We start from the raw sequence: 18909 nt of genomic DNA on the forward strand, positions 1-18909 counted from the left end.
CATTTATGGATACTGTTAATAAAAATTCAATAAAAGAGGCATTGAACGAGAAATCAGGCTTTGACGTCTGGTGGCGCTTGATGCGTCCGCACACACTTACAGCATCGTTTATCCCTGTATTCGTCGGTACGATGCTTGCTTATCATGATGGAACCATCAACTGGACCTTATTTCTCGCCATGCTCGTAGCGTCCTTATTAATTCAGGCTGCGACAAATATGTTTAATGAATACTATGATTATAAACTTGGTCTAGATACAGAGGAATCAGTTGGGATCGGCGGCACGATTGTTCGTGATGGGATAAAGCCGAAAACAATTCGAAGTCTTGCTATTACATTCTATGGAATTGCTGTTATTCTTGGTGTTTATATTTGTATCGAGTCAAGTTGGTGGATTGCTATTATCGGTTTAATATGTATGGCAATCGGTTATCTATATACTGGAGGACCTATTCCAATTTCATATACACCACTTGGTGAGTTGTTTTCCGGTGTACTAATGGGGACAGTCATTATCGGCATCACGTATTTCATCCAGACTCTAACAATTACGAGTGAAGTAATTTGGATATCGATTCCAGTTACCATTTTTATCGGCAGCATCAATTTATCCAATAATATTCGGGATCGTGACGGGGATAAAGCTGGCGGAAGAAAAACTATTGCTGTACTGATCGGCAGGAAAAAAGCAATTACCGTGCTTGCAGTACTATTTAGCATTGCTTACGGCTGGACATTAGCTTTAATTATTGCACGTCTCTTGCCTATCTGGACACTAATCACTTTCCTTAGCGTACCGAAAGCCGTAACTGTCATCAAAAACTTCCGTGGTAAGACCGAACCACTCGAAATGATGCCCGCAATGATTGCAACTGGAAAAACGAACACCATTTACGGCTTCTTACTTGGAATATCCCTCGTCATTGCAGCATTTGTCTAAGCGTGCTTGTCACTGCTTAATTTCTTGAATGTTGCCTGAATGAAAAGGAGCGATTTTGATGAAGACCTATCTTTCGGATGATAAATTAGCTTATTTCCGTAAGCGGTTGCTCGAGTTAAAAGCGGAAACGGAAAAGCTTTCCAGTCAATCTACTAATAAATCACCGAACGACTCGATCCAAGAGCTGTCTGATTATGGCAATCATCCAGCTGACCTGGGTACAGAACAGTTTGAACAAGAGCGTGATGCTGGAATGGAACTCGTTCACAAGGAACGGTTACAAGCGATTGATGATGCGCTGGAGCGGATTGATAATAAAACGTATGGTATGAGTGTCGTATCACAAAAGCCAATACCGGAGGAAAGACTTGATGCTATCCCAACTGCAAAAACACTTGTAGAAGAAGAATAAAAAAACACACCTAAGAATAGTAGGCAGGATCATTCGCCAATGACCTTGCCTACTATTCTTTTTAAAAAGTACAGCCCTTGCCAGATAATCAGGTTCTATTATATTTCTCCAAAACATGAAAAAAGGTTCAGCCTCAATTATTTGAGATGAACCTTTTTTGAATGTATATTATGCAGCTAAATTTGTTTGTTTCTGTTCAATCCAGCTGCGCATTTTTATGAACACGGGAACAAATAACATTCCGACAATAATTCCTTTCAGCAAGTTAAATGGAAACACCCCAACAAGAACGGCGCCCCACGCCATTTGTTCACTCATATCCCATCCCATAAACCATGCATAAGCAGGCAGAATAACATAATAATTTAATACAGACATTCCAACTGCCATAACGATTGTTCCTGTAACTAAGCCGGAAACGATCGATTTTACACCTTTATGGAACTTATGATAAATAAGTGAAACTGGAAGGACAAACATTACACCTGCAAGAAAATTAGCTAGAACACCGACCGGGTCTCCTGATCCAGACACCGCGAAATAAAGCACGTTCTTAATGAGAACGACAGCTACACCAGCAAGTGGTGAAAAAATAAGTGAAGCCATCAATGCCGGTACATCACTAAAATCAATTTTTAAATATGGTGGTAGGAACGGCAGCGGGAAATTCAAGAAAAATAAAACAAGCGCGATTGATCCTAGCAGTGCTAAAATAATAAGTTTTAATAACTTTGAAGATTGCTTTGCAGATTTTTGCATCTCCATCTTCCTCCTTCATCGTTTGCTAACCGATTCTAACTCGTGATGAAGGATCGCCTTGCCATTTTGACAACTCTTCTGTTCCAGCGTCTTAAAATTTCTTTTAAGACAGAAAAACCCTAAAGCCGTAAATGGGGCTTTAGGGTTTGGGAATACAAGAGTAAATGAAGGTACACGAAAAAGCACCTTGATTTGGCTCGACATCTTCTCCCATCCAGACTGTAACTGTCGGTCCTGGAATTACACCAGATCAACCATAAGAATTGAAATTATGGTTCGCGGACTTAGAGTAAGTATACCCCTCACCGCCGGTCGGGAATTGCACCCTGCCCCGAAGATTAGAATCGATTATTCAATTACTAACAATAAGTATACTACATTTTTAATAAATTGCAAGAGACGTGCTCAAGCAAAGAAGGAAGTGTTCTTACAGTAAGTGTTGACTTTCACACAAGGGTATTAGAGCGACTAAGCCTCTGGTAAGCCAATCGGAATTCTTCTTTATCGGTTGGAGGAGTGTGAAGTTTGATAGCTGCTCGTCGTGTTGCAAGCTAACTCAAGAAGTAATATATTTAGGCTTTGCTGAAGTGCCTAATAAATTTTGTTAACCGCAAATTCCTAAGCTTATCCAAGAAAAAGGTGCGGCAAGATCGCCGCACCTTCCCCATCATTCATCTGTATTAATAAATAGTTTCCCGTCTGTTTGAGCTCTTGTTTCATTCCCATAATCATCGACTGCGATTACTTCGATAACTGCTCCTTCTGCAACAACATTGCTTGTTGCTGTCCAGTAGCCGACATAATGTCCTTCAGATGTTTCCATCATCGGTAATTCAGTCGGGTTGGAATTCACATTCGTGAGCGGCATATGGACGACAAATGTGGACTTTAAGCCAGGCTCACTGTCAAATTCGAACTTCACGCTTTCCCCTGCACCCAAGTACACATCTTCTTCAGGCGTCAGATTCTCGATTGCAGGAGGTGTGAAGTCGACATCCAACGATACAGCTTCAGACGTTGAATTGCCCGCCAAGTCGGCCGCTGTAACTTCAATGTCATTTATCCCTTCATCAAGAATAATTCGCAGAGAGTAATTCCCATCATCAATCTTAGCGCGCTGTCCGTTTACCTCGACATAATCAAGATTAGCATCCTCAACTGTTCCTTCTACCGTAACAGTTTCACGATTTGTTTTCTCGCCGTCTTCAGGATTGTCGATGGTGAGTGCTGGCGCTTCTGTATCCAAGACAACTGTTACAGGTTCGGATTCCATAATTTCTGTATCATCCAGTATGGTGACCGCAACCAACTCATTATCACCTTCCGCAAGCGTTGCAGGAATTGCAAATTTACCGTCATCTCCAACTTCAACTGTATCTACTTCTTCTCCATTATTTACTAATTTAATGAAGGTAGTCGGTGAAGCAGTACCTTCTACAGTAACTTCTGTTTCATTCGTGATTAGTCCATCTTCGGGAGACGTAATGACCGCTTCTTCCACCTCGTAGTTTACTCTGGCACGGATCATATAGTTCCCTTCATCTGCCGGGGATTGATTCCATGCACCGCCTACATATTGGAAGCTTCTTTCTGCGTTCGGCCCGTTTTCATCTGTTGCTAGACCCGGTGCATTTGTATTCACATCTCGTTGAATATAGACCATATAGAAATCACCATTTACTTGAATCGCATGTTCACTTAAGTCAACAACCGTCCACTCATCCAGACTCCGAATTGCCTCTGCTTCAACTGGACCGGCAATTCGCTCACCTGGAGTGCCATCCGGCCCACTTGCATCCCATACCTCAACGGCAAATTCCGTACCTCCTGGAACTGGCCAATCGTCATCATGGAATTGGAAAACCCCATCCGTTACAATTGCCGATTCTTGTCCTTCATCAAGGGACATACGAACTGCCCAGCCATTACCAGCATCATAGAATGCACGAGCATTTTCCGCTGTTCCATCATCATAGCCAATCTCTCCGCCCGGAACGGTGTAGAAAGGTTCTAATTCAATATTAATCGTACCATCAGAAGTAAAGTCAGCTTCTACTTCTGCTCCATGATAGCCACGAGCTAGTACTTTTAGCGTATATACGCCTTCATAAGCAGTGATCGTAAAGGAACCATTTTCATCTGTCGTAACCGCTTCCACATTCGCATCTTCTACAATTAGAAGTGTAGCGTCTGCAATTCCCTCACCAGTTACTGCATCAGTTACCGTACCTGAAACGGTGTATTCATCTTGTTCTTCTAGAGTAAAGTTAACTGTTGTAGATTCATCTGCCTCGACTGTTACATTTTCTTCTGCAGGATGATAACCATAACTTTCTGCAACTACGGTGAAGTCACCAGCAGCATGAGTAATAGAGAAGGACCCATCTGCAGGATTCGTATTCACTGACCTTCCGCTTTCAAGCACGCTGACAGTCGCTGCCAATGGTAAAGCGGCAGGTGTAATTGCATCTTCTTTAACCGATTCTTTTTCATCTGGAAATGCTGGTTTTAGTTTATCAGGATCAATTGGGGCCTTCTTCATTCCGATACTATTAAGGCCTAACAATAATCCAGCGGAAGAATTCATTCCGATGTTCGGTGCTTGTGCTGACTCACTTCTTGACGTATCAGCAAGCCCAACATCATCAATATACCAACCATCTCGGGTAATGCTGATGTCAGAAGTCAGATTAAATCCGATATAAACTCTTTCCCCGCTATAATCAGATAGATCAATTTCCGACTCAATCCAGCCATCGGAAACATTAGTGATTCGCTCTAACTGTTCCCAGTTTTCCATATCACTAGAAATATACACATGCCCGTAATCCCAGTTATTCTCGAGATTGTACCACTGGCTGTATTGTAAATACGCTTCTCCTTCAGGTAAATCAATCGGCGGCATGACTAATGTTGAATTTTCATAGTTATTATAGGTTCCGCTTAAATTTGTTGCATACACATTTTCACCGGAAAAGGCTTCACCCGGTCCGGAAGTTGGGATTCCGTGTTCCCAACTGCTATTTTCTCCGAATACCGTCCATCCGCTAGGTGCCTTTTCAAAGTCCTCAAAATAACCTACTGTAATTCCTGGTTCTACCGTTACACTGTAGGAATCGGTTGTTACCGAATTATATCCGAAATCATTGATTTCAAAGTGATACTCAAATGTTCCCTCTTCAATATCCTCACCTGGAACAGTTACCGTGTACTCACCTGACAAATGATCTCCAGATACCCGCTTCGCTTCGATCCGGTTATCTTCGTAGACAAGTTCTACAGAGGTTACACTTATATTATCTTCTGCAGTAATTGTTACATCAAGATCCATACCCGCATATATCACTTCAGGGGCATCATGACTATAAGTTGGTGCTTCTGTATCCTCTCCATCTTTACTTACAGCCCCATCAATGACACCTAGTCCGGAAACAACGGAAGATACTGCTTCATATGCATCCAGCAGTCCGTGGCCATATCCGTTATTCGGTGACTCAGGGAATGTATCGTCCGTTAATGGTGTTGCCGTAGTAGATAGAATTTCCTCGATTTCATCAACTGTCAAATTCGCATTTGCTTGTTTTATTAACGCTACAGCTCCTGAAACGGCTGGTCCTGCCATCGAAGTTCCATTCCAACCACCTTCATACCCACTGCCAGGTACACTTGAGCGAATATTCACCCCTGGCGCTGAAACATCAGGCTTAATCTCGTCATAAGGAGATGGTCCTTGTAAAGAGAAATTAGCTAAATCATCATTAACATCCGTTGCGCCTGTCGCAAAAGATTCCGGGTAGTTTGCCGGGTTAGCAACCGAACCTGGCCCACCTGGGTTCGTTAATGTTACATTACCAGCTGAGAATTCAGGAAAAATATTTGCTGCGCGCCAGGCAATGACAACATCCCGATACCATTCATCCATTCCCGAACCACCACTCCAAGAGTTATTCACTACATCAGGAGCTTGCGAGACATCTCCGCCTGGAGCCATAATCCACTCAGCTGCAGCAAGTAAATCTGTATCCGTTCCACCCGCTGCCGTAAATGCCTTAACAGCAATCCACTTCGCACCAGGAGCGACTCCAACTTGGTTCGAACCATCCGGCTCAGACCCGACCATCGTCCCGGTTACATGTGTACCATGTCCGTCATCATCGTACGGAGTATCCTCTCCGGCCGTAGCGTCAAACCAGCTATACGTGTGATCCGCATCACCCGTGCTTGCATCATAACCGCGGTACTTTTCTTTCAATGCTGGGTGGTCCCACTGAACGCCAGAGTCAATGCTCGCCACAACCATGCCTGTTCCATCGATCCCCATTTCCCAAGCAGCTGGAGCACCGACCCGTTCAATGTTCCATTCGACATTCGCAAGTTCTGCTTCTTCTTTTTCCGCTCTTTCCGATACCGTTGTGTTCAACTGTCGAACTTCATTTGGCAGTAATTTTTCCACTTCAGAAAAAGTAGCGATTTTTTCGGCAACCTCTTTCGTAGCTGTGACTGCCATGCCGTTCACAATATGATAGGAAACAAAATCCTTGGCATTTCCGTTTTCAATTTCCTGTTCAATATACTCTGTCACGTGCTGCTGTGATGCAAAGGAAGTTTCTTTTAATTCAGCAATTACAGCTGATCGTTGCATATGTTCTGCTTGACTCAGTGATAGATTTGATTTTGCCGCATCTTCTCTCATCTTTTTCGCTACATCTTCTACTGCAGCCTTATCTGTAAACTTGACTAGAAAAGTAACAAACTCATCATCTTTGAAACTCTCCAATAGACGCTCATTCACTTTCTGTTCTTGAAGCTCACGCGAATCATTCAACGAATGGCTAACTTCGCTTTTTGATTTCGCAAGTCCGGCACCCGGCAGGATGAGTGATACGATCATGACTACAATTGCTGCAATACTGAAAGCTTTCGTTCGTCTTTTGCGCTTAACTCTCAAAGATTTTTCCTCCCTTTTTAAAATTTCTTTCCGGAGTTTCGACGTTTTATTAAATCAACCTCCCCTTTTTTTAAATTTGTCGATTTCCCCAGAAATTAGCGACAGGTAAATTCTAGGTGTTAATCCTAGTATAGTAGGATTAGCTACAATAAAGTGTCGAATTATGTCACTATTTTACCGGGTCCTCAAAATTGATAGATATGCATTATATTTTCCTCTTTCTCTTCATGGGCCTTTCGATAGAAAATAGGAGGATTTAATAGAATTCATGTTATTTTTTCTATAATTTATGGAAAAAGGACTGCAAATAGAGAATTTCTAAGATTAGCGAACAGAAAAATGATAGATTTGACCTAACCGATACATAAGAAAAAGGCCTTTGTTTTCTAAGTTTAAGAAAACAAGGCCTTTTCTCCTGTATTTGATCACTGTTTTTAACCAATTTAGTGAGACTCTCCTCATACCTTTTTTAATTGGTAGGTCTATCCGCCACTAAACTATTTCACCTTTAATCAAGTGGGTTTAAGCTCTCGTCACCTGAAAGGTTTGAAATCATCTCTACAAGCAAGGTAATTTCTTCTTCTATATCTTTAATACTTGTCGTTTCTACCGGGGAATGCATGTAACGTAATGGCAGGGAAACAAGGGAAACAGGGACACCTTTTCCAGTCAAGCGCATTCGGTCTGCATCTGTTCCTGTATGCCTTGGAGTCAGCTCATATTGTACGTTCAGCTGTAAATCTGCTGCCGCTTTTTCGAGAAGCTGGTTTATTTTAATATTAATCGGTGCACCTTTTGCAAGTACTGGGCCGCCTTCAAGCTTAATATCTCCATATTTATTCTTATTCACGCCAGGATAGTCTGTTGCAAAAGTCACATCACAAGCAATTGCCATTGTCGGTTCAATTCCTGCTGCAGCAAAATAGGCACCACCCATATTTGTTTCTTCATTTACTGTGCTCACCGCATATACTCCGACTTGAAGATTTTTATCCGCAAGGCGCTTCAAAACTTCTGCAACGATGAAAGATCCTGTCCGGTTATCAAGTCCTCTTCCGGCAATATACCGGTCCTGCAAGATTTCCGGTTCTGTCTTATATACACAGAGGTCGCCGATTTGAACAACTTTTTCCGCCTCTTCTTTTGTTTTATAACCACAGTCGATAAATAAATCCGCTAAAGTGAAATCATCTTTTAAGCCACCGTGATGCTGGGCATTCACTCCAATAACACCGGTAACTTTACCATTGTATCCTAAGACATCGACTCGCATTCCGACTGCTGCCTTTGGATTAATCCCACCCACCTTATCAAAGTGCAGAAATCCTTGTTCATCAATACGGTTGATGACAAGGGCGATTTCATCACTATGTCCTGCCAGCAATACTTTAAACGGGGCTTCCGGGTTCAGGATTCCAATCACGTTACCAGCGTTATCTGTACGCACTTCATCAGCAAATTCTTTAACGTATGCCATCCATTTCCGTTGAATATCCATCTCCATACTGGATGGGGAAGCGGTATTTAATAATTCCATCAGAAAATCTTGATTGAACATTGTCATTTAATTCCTCCTAATCGTCATTTGCTCAACCCTCGCACCTAAAAATCAACACTTTCATTCAGCGTAAGCGCAACTTTCTATTGGAAGTCCGCAGTCCAGACACCTCTCGCTTTCCGCAGGCGGCTGGTGAGCCTCCTCGGGCTGGCGCCCTGCGGGGTCTCACCTATGCCTTTCCTCCTGCAGGAGTCTCGAGGTGTCTGGACTGCTCCGAGGAAAGGCGTGATTTGGATTACTGTTTAATATTACAGAAGTACAATCCTTATCATAACGGAATAATTTCTTTTTAAAATAATCCTTTAGACCAGTTCAGTTGCCCGGCGGACGGTGACTCCTACGGGAAAAGCACGAGTCCGAAGACACCGCAGGAAGTGAACTTCTTCCGAGGCAGACTAAGAACGCTCTCGTATGTGGCAACGTCTGACATTAATGTCCTGTGCGTCGAAGCTTCGGCCGTGCCTTAGGATGCGCATCCGTCCGCCGGGCAACTGAACGGTAATTAGAACGCCAATAAAATGAATGCACAAAACACTTACGCTGAATGAAAGCAAGCTGCGAAAGTTGAGTCGTGTATTATTCCATTTTAACAAAAGAAGGCAATTTTGTTTACTTAAAGCATGAACACCGGTAAAATTTAAGCGACTAAACATGAAGGAGTTGGGTTGTATGTCTTTAAATCAATGGTTCGAACAAGCAATGCAAGCAGATGATTATATCGAGAGCATGAAGCAAAACAAGGATGGTCTCCTCCATATTTATGATAACTTCAATTTACCTGAAGATGAGACATTTTTTGAAAAAATTGCCAGTATGAAATTACGAGCAATCGTATTAACGGAGGACTGGTGTGGAGATGCCATGCTGAACGTTCCAATCCTATTGCGAATCTCTGAAAAAGCGAATCTGGAAGTACGGATGTTGCTCCGTGATGATAATTTAGAATTAATGGATCAATATTTAACGAATGGAACAGCCCGATCCATTCCAATCTTTATTTTCATTAATGAAGCTGGTGAAGAAGTCGCGAAATGGGGGCCTCGGGCTGCAAAACTTCAAAATTTTGTCGACGAATCCCGCGCTGCTCTACCACCAAAAGACGCGCCAGATCATGAGGATAAAGCGAAAGAAATGTATACGTTCATCGGTAAATCCTTCCGCGACAATACCGAGTTTTGGCACGATGTGTATGAAAGCATTAAGCAAAAGTTAGAATCAATCAATTGAACTTCGCACGACTGAAGTCACGAGATGAATTGGTTTATTCATAAACTTTTACCACGTATTAACGGTCTGTAATACCCCCTCCTCTAAACATGAGGGAAACCCAATATGTCAAGGCGGGGATAAACAGTCCGTAAATCCCTGATTCTGTTCAACTAACATTCAGTGGGGATGATAAGGATCCCCCACTGAATGAGTTTCACTTTATCAGAACAACCCGGACACTCTATGATTTTTGCTAGAATAATATTTTTATGTTAAAATGGATAATTGTGTGAAAAGAATAGAGTTGAATTAAATAATAGGAGTTGTTCGGCATGAATAAAAGTCTAGAAAAAGGTAAAATTGTGGATGGTAAGGTAACAGGAATCCAGCCATATGGTGCCTTTGTCCAGTTGGATGAAGAGACACAAGGGTTGGTTCATATATCAGAAATTACACATGGATTTGTAAATGATATTAATGATCATCTTAAAATTGGCGATGAAGTGAAAGTGAAAATTCTTGAAGTAAATGAAGCGGAAAACAAAGTATCTCTATCCATTCGGGCTACAGAAGAAGCGCCAACGAAAGAAACTCAAGCAAAATCCTCTACTAACAATCAAACAGTATCAAATGATTCTACTACAGGATTTAACACATTAAGAGACAAGCTTCAAGAATGGATAAAACAATCAGAGAATAAATAATAAACAAAGGCGAAAGCGCCCTTGCTGGAAATGTTCCTTTAAGTAATATTTAAAGGAACATTTTTTTATGACAAAACAATGAACATCCGCCATGACGGTCTCTCCTTCTTGATTTCTAAAAGTAAATCCCGTAAAGTTAAACTAATAAATCCGAATAAAAAAGGAGAATACATATGACAAAAGTTACACTAACCTACGATAAAGCACTACCATTCTTCTCTGAAGAAGAACTTCATCATATGCAACCATTTGTCGATAAGGCCCATGAACTTGTCCATGAGAAAACAGGACAAGGAAGTGACTTCCTCGGTTGGGTCGATTTACCGGAGAACTATGATAAAGAGGAATATGCAAGAATTAAACAGGCAGCGGAGAAAATCCGTGAGCATTCCGATATTTTACTCGTAATTGGAATTGGCGGTTCCTATCTTGGTGCGCGTGCTGCTCTTGAGATGTTGAATCATTCTTTCCAAAACTTACTTTCCAAAGACGATAGAAAAGTACCTCAAATTATTTTTGTTGGGCACCATCTGAGCTCAACCTATACTGCAGAATTATTTGATCTCTTAAAAGACAAAGACTTTTCCATCAACGTAATCTCTAAGAGTGGAACAACAACGGAACCTGCTGTTGCCTTCCGGATTTTCAAGAAATACTTAGAAGAAAAGTATGGAATGGAAGAAGCGAAAAACCGTATCTTTGCAACGACAGATAAAGAAAAAGGTGCGCTTAAAGGTGTAGCAGACGAAGCTGGGTACGAAACTTTCGTCATTCCGGATGATGTTGGCGGCAGATACTCTGTCCTTACCGCCGTTGGACTACTTCCAATCGCAGTTAGCGGCATTAATACAGACGATATGATGAATGGTGCAAAACAAGCGATGGATGACCTTGCAACTCCTGACTTAAAAGAGAATCCGAGCTACCAGTATGCAGCGATCCGTAATATTTTATATAATAAAGGAAAAGTGACGGAGCTTCTCATTAACTATGAGCCAAGCTTGCAATATTTCGCCGAATGGTGGAAACAGCTCTTTGGTGAAAGTGAAGGGAAAGACTTGAAAGGAATTTATCCTTCTTCTGCCAACTTTACAACAGATCTGCATTCTCTTGGACAGTATATCCAAGAAGGAAGAAGAAATATTTTCGAAACGGTTCTTCGCGTTCATGAATCAAAAAAAGAATTAACGCTTGAAGAGGCGGAAAATGATGCAGATGGATTAAACTATCTTGCTGGAAAAACATTACATGAAATCAATGAGAAAGCATTACAAGGGACAATGCTCGCCCACACAGACGGTGACGTACCTAACTTGATCGTTGAAGTCCCAAGACTTGATGCATATACATTCGGCTATCTCGTTTATTTCTTTGAGAAAGCATGTGCCATCAGCGGTTATCTGCTCGGCGTGAATCCATTCGACCAGCCGGGTGTTGAGGCATACAAAAAGAATATGTTCGCCCTACTCGGGAAACCTGGATTCGAAGATGAAAAAGCTAAATTAGAAGAAAGATTATAAAACGAAACTTCATGGGTTATAAGCGTTCCAAATCAGGTCTTTCCCCGGAGAAGTCAGAAAAAATAAGCACTTACGCTGAATGATAATAATCCGCGGGTTGTCTTGATTACAGCGGAATATCTAACTGCTTCAAACTGCTAAAGTTGAGTTTTTTTTAAAATATTTTAGTTTATGTGTTTATAATTTAATAGGAGGGGTAATACTATTACCGTAAGACTTTCTCGTATTCCCCCTGTAAGCAGAGCGTATATCGCTTTGCTTTTTTTTTTGCTATAATTAACTATAACACTGTGAGGAGGTAGTTTGATGGGAAATTTTGATCTAAACATTGACCGGAAAAATACAAAATCCGTAAAGTGGGATATGGCAGAAACACTCTTCGGGTCAACTGACGTTATTCCAATGTGGGTTGCTGACATGGACTTTAAAGCGCCTAAAGAAGTAAATGAAGCATTAATGGAACGAGCACGCCATGGAGTCTATGGTTATACGATTGCAGACGATGAATTAAAAGATACAGTTGTTAGTTGGAATAAGGAAAGACACCAATGGAATATTCAGCCAGAATGGTTATCTTTCAGCAATGGGGTCGTTACCTCCCTACATATGGCTATTCAAGCATTAACTAAACCGGAAGACGGAATATTAATTCAGACGCCCGTCTATCCGCCCTTTTACAATGTTATTAAGGCACATAACCGGACAATTGTTAAAAATCCTCTCGTTTTTGAAGATAATTATTACACAATTGATTTTACTGATTTTGAAGCTAAGCTTAAAGAAGTAAAAGCGTTCATCCTCTGTTCACCGCATAATCCGGTTGGAAGGGTTTGGAAGAAAGAAGAGCTAGAGGAAATGGCTAAGTTATGTGTGAAACATGATGTGCTAATTATTTCTGATGAGATTCACGGTGATCTTACCTATCCCGGATTTAAACATATTCCAATTGCCTCGCTATCTGAAGAAATTGCTAATCAGACGATCACATGCATGGCTCCATCGAAAACCTTTAACGTACCTGGATTAGCCGCGTCTTACTGCGTGACACCTAATCTGGATGTTAGAGGGAAATTAGATGAGGCCTTTAATAAACAGGGTTTCAACAATCAATTAAACACAATGGGGCAAATTGCAATGCAGGCTGCTTATACACACGGCGCTACATGGGTCGATGAATTAACCGCTCTATTGGAAAGCCATTATCAATATGTGAAAGAAAGCTTTGAAAAACATGCTCCAGAACTGAAAGTAGTGAAAACGGAAGGTACGTACCTCCTTTGGATTGATTGCAGTGGACTTGGGCTTGACGCAGAAGGTATTCGAGAATTTTTCATAACCGAAGCAAAGGTCGGATTAAATGCAGGCATTGATTACGGAGAGGAAGGGAGTCAATTCATGCGCCTGAACATGGGTTGCCCACGATCTACACTTGAAGAAGCTGTTAATCGAATAATTAAAGCAGTAGAAAAAAGAAGATAAGATAAAGTGAAACTTCATTCAGTGGGGGTTTCCTTACCTCCGCCACTGAATGTTAGTTGAAAGAATCAGGGATTTACGGACTGTATATCCCCCAGCTTCACATGTTGGGCATCCCTCCTATTTAGAGGTTGGGGGTATTACAGACCGTTAATGCGTGAAAAATTAGAAGAGGCTGGGACATAACTATTCTAATATGAATTAAATCCGAACAAAACTGCTAACTAGCTCCGGGAATATACGGATACTCCAGCAGGAGGCCGGCTAAGTACGGTCACGTCCTGTGACCAACGCCGGCACTAGAACCTCCTGTTCGTCGGCCGGCATCGGTGAGACCCCGGAGGGCGGCAGCCCGAGGCAGACTAAGAACGCCACGTCCTGTGGCAACGTCTGCATTAGCACATCCTATGCGTCGAGGCTCACCAGCCGCCTGCGGAAAGCGTAGTATATTCCCGGAGCGGTTGTTGATACTCTTTCTTATCATTTGTTCGGATTTATAACCATACTAAGAAGTTATGTCCCAGCCTCTTGACTTAGCTACTTGGGAGTAATTTTTCCGCAAGCAATCCGCTCTCCGGAATCTCCACTTGGCTGGGTATACCCGTCGTCCGGACCGTCATGGAGAACTAAAGAAGTTCCCTCCTCCCGAATCAATGAGTTTTTTCCATCTAATAGCGTCGCGTCCAGCAACTTGATCTCCTCATCGATCTTACCATCTCCATTTGCCTCGACATTTGGGAGATCACCAAGGTGGGGGCCTTTTGGGTTCATTAATCCATGCTCTTTATCTTCGGGGTTATAATGATTCCCGGCACTTGTAAAGTCTGGTGGTTCGCATTTTGCATATTCATGTACGTGAATCCCGTGCCATCCAGGACTCACCCCTTCTAATTTGAGTTTAATACTTACTCCTTCAGAGTCTTCGGTAAAAGTTGCGGTTCCAAGCTTATCACCATCCACATTCAACATGGCCACTTCTTTCAACGTTTCATCATCATTAGACGTGCAAGCAGCTAAAAAAATTAAAAACAAATAAAAAATCCAACGCATATCGCTTCTCCTTTAGGTTACTAGTTGTAGTATCCCAAAAAATGCAAAGTTTTAAACGTTGGATTGTAGCAGCTAATTATTCTTTCAACTCTTTTTCTACTTCCTCTATCCGTTCTTTATAATCTTCTTCAAACCTCTCTTCTTCCTTCTTCGAGCGTCGCACCATAAAGTACACCGCAACAAATGCTAGTCCGATAAAAAGAAATAGAGTGAGTATCGGAATGATCAATTCGGATTTATCACTTGGAAAATAGAAGAAATCCATCTTTCATCACATCCTTACTTATTAGTATAGCAAAATTAACTTTTAATAGACAATAAGGGGTAATTATTCGCAAAAAGTTCACGAATTTGGCACAATAATTAAAGGGAGGTTGTAAAAATGGGTAAAGTGAAGATTGGGGAAATTGCAAAAGCGCATTATAGGTCAGGAACGTATATCGGCGAAGTAAAGGAAGATCGTGGTGACATGTACCTGATTGAAGTACTCGCTGTCCATAAGCATCCGCTCCAAGGAGATCTACATAATATGTATGAAACAAAAGATGTCTTTTTTCATGAACGGAAAGCACTTGCCTTTCGTGAGAAGATGAATGTTAAAAAGCCGGCTGTCCATCCATTTAATGGTGAGGTACCGGAATATGCTGCGTCGTTGGAACAAGCAATTGCAACATATCGGAATAAGCTGAATGAAGAAGACAGTGCATACAACCGACTGGCCTTACAGACGCTCGACCGTCTTGAACAAGAAGTATACTTTAAAATTATAAAAGGAAGCTAGAGACATTCTCTTGCTTCCTTTTTCTTTCCTGAGGAAATTTTAAAATAAAGATGCTGTGGATTACTAAAATTAATAGAAATTTCCACGTCTCGCTCCTTACTTACTCTCCTAAATGTTCTTTAATAACTGAAGTAATACCTTCAATTGCTTCTTCTGCATCATTACCATCAGCAGATATTTCCACTTCCGCACCGCGTGGGATACCAAGGGACATAACACCCATGATTGATTTCAAGTTTACTTTTTTATCCTTATACGTAATTTGAATATCTGAACTGTACTGTCCCGCCTTATTCACTAATAATGTAGCTGGACGTGCATGTACTCCTGATTCAGCGGTTATTGTAAAGTTTTTTGTTTCCATATTTATCGCTTCCCTTCCATCAATTTACCATAACTATTGTTACAATATAACCCTCATCCCCATTATAAACAATTCCTCGCTACTTTTAAACTAATAACCAGTGAAACGGCTATCATTTTTTATAAAAATGTTTGTTATTTGTCATTTGTCATTCATCTTTTAGTGTGATACCTTTAATTTAAGATAGTTTAAGGAGGCATATTCATGAGTGTACATATCGGTGCAGAAAAAGGCGAAATAGCGGAAACAATATTACTTCCAGGAGATCCATTGCGCGCAAAATACATTGCCGAGACTTTTTTAGAAGATCCTAAGCTTTATAATGAGGTTCGTGGCATGTACGGTTACACTGGGAAATATAAAGGTAAAGATATTTCTGTTCAAGGTACTGGGATGGGTGTTCCGTCCATTTCCATCTATGTCAATGAATTGATAAGTGAATATGGTGTGAAGAATTTAATTCGGGTTGGAAGCTGTGGAGCACTACAGGAAGATGTGCAAGTTAGAGATGTCATCCTTGCCCAAGGCGCAACAACTGATTCCCAGGTTAACAAGCTTATCTTTGGAGACATTTTCTATGCTCCCCTTGCAGATTTCGATCTATTAAAAAGTGCTTATGATGCCGCGTCGGATAAGAATTTGCCGGTACGAGTCGGGAATGTATTTACAAGTGACAGCTTCTATCGCGAGAATGCCAAGTCCGTACATGAATTACTTGCAGCCTATAAAGTACTTGCGGTGGAAATGGAGACGACAGCTTTATACACGCTCGCAGCTAAATTTAACAGACACGCTCTATCCATTCTTACCGTTTCCGATCATATCCTAACTGGTGAAGAAACAACTGCAGAAGAACGTCAAACAACGTTCAATGAAATGATTGAAATTGCACTAGAAACTGCATAATTAAATTGATAAAGAGCATCTCATACTTCTGGGATGCTCTTCCACATTGTCACCCTCATTAAATTAAAGTTGACAAAATTTTAATTTCCTCGTACTATCATTACAAGGGGGAATTTTCATGAGCAAAATTAGATCAATTGATTTAACATTTGGGGCAATGTTCGTTTGTTTAATGGCGATAGGGGCAAATATTACGGTTTGGTTTCCGTTTCTGGCGATACCAATTGGCGGAGCGAGTGTACCACTTTCTTTACAAACATTTTTTGCAATTTTGGCAGGATTTATGCTCGGTAAACGACTTGGTGCTTTTGCTATTATTACATATATTCTTGTCGGAGCGAGCGGGGTGCCGATTTTCGCCGGATTACAAGGTGGACCTTTTGCTTTAATCAGTCCAACAGGTGGCTTTATTATTTCTTTTGTATTTATCGCCTATGCTTCCGGCTGGATTAGCGAGAAGTTTCATAAAGAATCGATGATTGGTTATTCTTTAGGTGCTTTCGCCGGTCTCATTTTGAATTATGTCATTGGAGTATCTTACATGTATCTCGCGATGAATACGTGGCTTAATCTTGAGATTTCCTATCTTATCGCCTGGGCCGGAATGGTTCCCTTTTTAATTAAGGATACGATCCTTTCCTTTGTCGCTGCTTTCTTTATGGTTCAGCTTGTTAAGCGTGTACCTGCAAACTGGATTAAAGTAAGAGCCTAAGCCTTCACATCTAAAAAAATCAAGGCAATTTAACTGAACTACTGATTACTTTTATTCAGCGTAGGTGCCACTATCCCCTCAGGGTCCGCAGTTCAGACACATTCGCTTTCCGCGGGCAACTAAATGGTGATTATATGTAAAAGCTACTTGCGCTAGTAATCCACTGTTTCAAACTTCGAAAGTTGGGTTAATTACTTCCATCTGTATTGCTATGTTTACGATGTTATACCGTTATGGTAAACTTGAATGAACGTTGGCAACAATCAGGAAGGAAGAAATAGGCAATGGAAATCTTTTCAAATTTTCCGTTATGGGCTGCTTTAATTGCAATTGTCTTTGCGCAATTTATAAAAATACCGATTAAATTAATTGTTGCAAGAGAGCTCTCTTTCCGAATCGCATTCAGTACAGGTGGAATGCCGAGCAGTCATTCGGCAGCAGTAACATCGCTTACGACCGCGGTAGGTATTGTCGAAGGAGTTACCTCAACCATTTTTGCAGTCGCTTGTGTATTTAGTGTGATTACGATGTATGACGCATCTGGCATTCGGCGTCATGCAGGAAAACATGCAGTAGTACTCAATCGGTTGATGAACGACTTGCAAACTATTTTTGAAGATGTCAGGGACTGGAATAAGAAAGAGGATAAAGAAAGACGAGAAGATTTAAAAGAATTATTAGGACACGAACCGATTGAAGTTTTCTTCGGCGCAATAACAGGAATTATTGTTGCGTTTGTTGTCCATCCTTGGTTTATTTAAAAAAATCCAGAAAGGAAATTTAATTCCTCTCTGGATTTTTTTATTATTCTCCTGTAAATTCTGAGCGAAATACCTGGAGAGCTTCGTCTTCATTAAGTTCTGCGAGGGCTTCTTCCGTTAACTCGCCGTTCCCCATTTCAATCACATAAACGTCAAGTTTTTGTTTCCCCCACTCCTCAAATACATCATCGACTGTATCATAATACAAATCGATTTTATTTCCTTGGATTGCACTACCTTTATCCGCTACCACACCATATCCATAGGACGGGATAAAGAGAATCGTACCGATTGGAAATACATCTAAGTCTGCTGCAATCGTTGAATATAAATCCCTTTTTACCGTAACCCCTGAAAAGGTGATTCCGTATTCTGGATGTGTTTCGGTTTTTCCAGTTGATTCATAACCTGCCGTATAGCCTGTCGCAACGACCTGGACCGTAGGATATGCTTCCAAATCGATTGCATCTTCTAATGATTGTGGTGCTTCAATACTGTCACTTGAAATATACGTAACTGGTGCTTGTCTATGTTGTAATTCCTTTTCTGATAGGGCTGTTTCTCTCTGTCCGATTTGTTCCTGTATCATTTCCCCATTTTCGTGTTGGGTGTTCGCTGCCTTTGTATGGACATCTTCTTCCGTCACCAACATCGATACAACCACTAGGAAGATAGCAATATATAAGCTGACAATTCCTAGCTTTTTGTAAGAAATATTCATCTTTACACCTCTCTGGTACTGCTATTTGATAGTTTATTTTTAACAACTACCTTTACACCAGACTAGGATGTCCAGATTTTTGATCAA

17 protein-coding genes and 1 riboswitch are annotated in these 18909 nt (G+C 41.1%); of the genes, 10 read left to right on the plus strand and 7 right to left on the minus strand.

The genetic code is table 11. The features are described from left to right. The first annotated feature begins 5 nt into the window (after positions 1–5). Positions 6–941 (plus strand): 1,4-dihydroxy-2-naphthoate polyprenyltransferase, encoded by a 936-nt coding sequence (locus tag GN217_RS05055; protein WP_156855576.1) that lies wholly within the window; start codon positions 6–8, stop codon positions 939–941. A gap of 58 nt (positions 942–999) precedes the next feature. Continuing rightward, a complete protein-coding gene (locus GN217_RS05060) occupies positions 1000–1353 on the plus strand; it encodes a TraR/DksA C4-type zinc finger protein (RefSeq protein ID WP_156855577.1) in 354 nt (117 codons plus the stop codon). Positions 1354–1521: 168 nt separating this feature from the next. Here the strand turns inward: GN217_RS05060 and GN217_RS05065 are convergent, their stop codons facing one another. The 3 genes from GN217_RS05065 to GN217_RS05075 form a co-directional block, all read right to left on the minus strand. After that, positions 1522–2112, minus strand: coding sequence for an ECF transporter S component (locus GN217_RS05065; protein ID WP_156855578.1), 591 nt, complete (start codon positions 2110–2112; stop codon positions 1522–1524). A 198-nt stretch (positions 2113–2310) separates the two neighbouring features. Then, positions 2311–2455: riboswitch (FMN riboswitch) on the minus strand. 324 nt (positions 2456–2779) lie between these two features. After that, a complete protein-coding gene (locus GN217_RS05070; RefSeq protein WP_305080911.1) occupies positions 2780–7060 on the minus strand; it encodes a S8 family peptidase in 4281 nt (1426 codons plus the stop codon). Between the two features lie 508 nt (positions 7061–7568). Beyond that, entirely contained in the window at positions 7569–8624 is a 1056-nt protein-coding gene (locus GN217_RS05075; RefSeq protein ID WP_156855579.1) for a M20/M25/M40 family metallo-hydrolase, read from the minus strand. 663 nt (positions 8625–9287) lie between these two features. On the opposite strand from GN217_RS05075, the gene GN217_RS05080 reads away from it, so the two are divergent. From GN217_RS05080 to GN217_RS05095, 4 genes are all read left to right on the plus strand, one after another. Beyond that, positions 9288–9845, plus strand: a complete 558-nt coding sequence (locus GN217_RS05080; protein ID WP_156855580.1) for a thioredoxin family protein — start codon at positions 9288–9290, stop codon at positions 9843–9845. Positions 9846–10159: 314 nt separating this feature from the next. Next, positions 10160–10531, plus strand: a complete 372-nt coding sequence (gene yugI, locus GN217_RS05085; RefSeq protein ID WP_156855581.1) for a S1 domain-containing post-transcriptional regulator GSP13 — start codon at positions 10160–10162, stop codon at positions 10529–10531. Between the two features lie 173 nt (positions 10532–10704). Beyond that, a complete protein-coding gene (locus GN217_RS05090; RefSeq protein WP_156855582.1) occupies positions 10705–12051 on the plus strand; it encodes a glucose-6-phosphate isomerase in 1347 nt (448 codons plus the stop codon). A 306-nt stretch (positions 12052–12357) separates the two neighbouring features. Further along, positions 12358–13530: a MalY/PatB family protein gene (locus tag GN217_RS05095; protein ID WP_156855583.1), complete on the plus strand. Its 1173-nt coding sequence runs from the start codon at positions 12358–12360 to the stop codon at positions 13528–13530. 534 nt (positions 13531–14064) lie between these two features. On the opposite strand, the gene GN217_RS05100 is transcribed toward GN217_RS05095, so the two are convergent. Both GN217_RS05100 and GN217_RS05105 read right to left on the minus strand, forming a co-directional pair. Continuing rightward, entirely contained in the window at positions 14065–14577 is a 513-nt protein-coding gene (locus tag GN217_RS05100) for a superoxide dismutase family protein (RefSeq protein WP_156855584.1), read from the minus strand. Between the two features lie 76 nt (positions 14578–14653). Next, positions 14654–14842, minus strand: a complete 189-nt coding sequence (locus GN217_RS05105) for a hypothetical protein (RefSeq protein ID WP_156855585.1) — start codon at positions 14840–14842, stop codon at positions 14654–14656. A 117-nt stretch (positions 14843–14959) separates the two neighbouring features. Between GN217_RS05105 and kapB the strand changes: the two genes are divergently transcribed. Then, positions 14960–15358 carry a kinase-associated lipoprotein KapB gene (kapB, locus tag GN217_RS05110; RefSeq protein ID WP_156855586.1) on the plus strand — a complete coding sequence of 133 codons (399 nt, stop codon included), beginning with the start codon at positions 14960–14962 and terminating at the stop codon, positions 15356–15358. A 100-nt stretch (positions 15359–15458) separates the two neighbouring features. Here the strand turns inward: kapB and GN217_RS05115 are convergent, their stop codons facing one another. Continuing rightward, positions 15459–15722, minus strand: coding sequence for a phosphocarrier protein HPr (locus tag GN217_RS05115; protein WP_156855587.1), 264 nt, complete (start codon positions 15720–15722; stop codon positions 15459–15461). Positions 15723–15926: 204 nt separating this feature from the next. Between GN217_RS05115 and deoD the strand changes: the two genes are divergently transcribed. From deoD to GN217_RS05130, 3 genes are all read left to right on the plus strand, one after another. Then, complete coding sequence (gene deoD, locus GN217_RS05120; protein ID WP_156855588.1) at positions 15927–16628, plus strand: purine-nucleoside phosphorylase; 702 nt, start codon at positions 15927–15929, stop codon at positions 16626–16628. Between the two features lie 118 nt (positions 16629–16746). After that, positions 16747–17340: a biotin transporter BioY gene (locus GN217_RS05125; RefSeq protein WP_156855589.1), complete on the plus strand. Its 594-nt coding sequence runs from the start codon at positions 16747–16749 to the stop codon at positions 17338–17340. Positions 17341–17624: 284 nt separating this feature from the next. Further along, a complete protein-coding gene (locus tag GN217_RS05130) occupies positions 17625–18101 on the plus strand; it encodes a divergent PAP2 family protein (protein WP_156855590.1) in 477 nt (158 codons plus the stop codon). A 43-nt stretch (positions 18102–18144) separates the two neighbouring features. Here GN217_RS05130 and GN217_RS05135 read toward each other — a convergent pair whose 3' ends face one another. Continuing rightward, positions 18145–18822, minus strand: a complete 678-nt coding sequence (locus GN217_RS05135) for a 3D domain-containing protein (RefSeq protein ID WP_232334334.1) — start codon at positions 18820–18822, stop codon at positions 18145–18147. Positions 18823–18909: the final 87 nt, after the last annotated feature.

This window comes from Oceanobacillus sp. AG, assembly GCF_009746545.1.
Taxonomy (GTDB): Bacteria; Bacillota; Bacilli; order Bacillales; family Amphibacillaceae; genus Oceanobacillus; species Oceanobacillus indicireducens.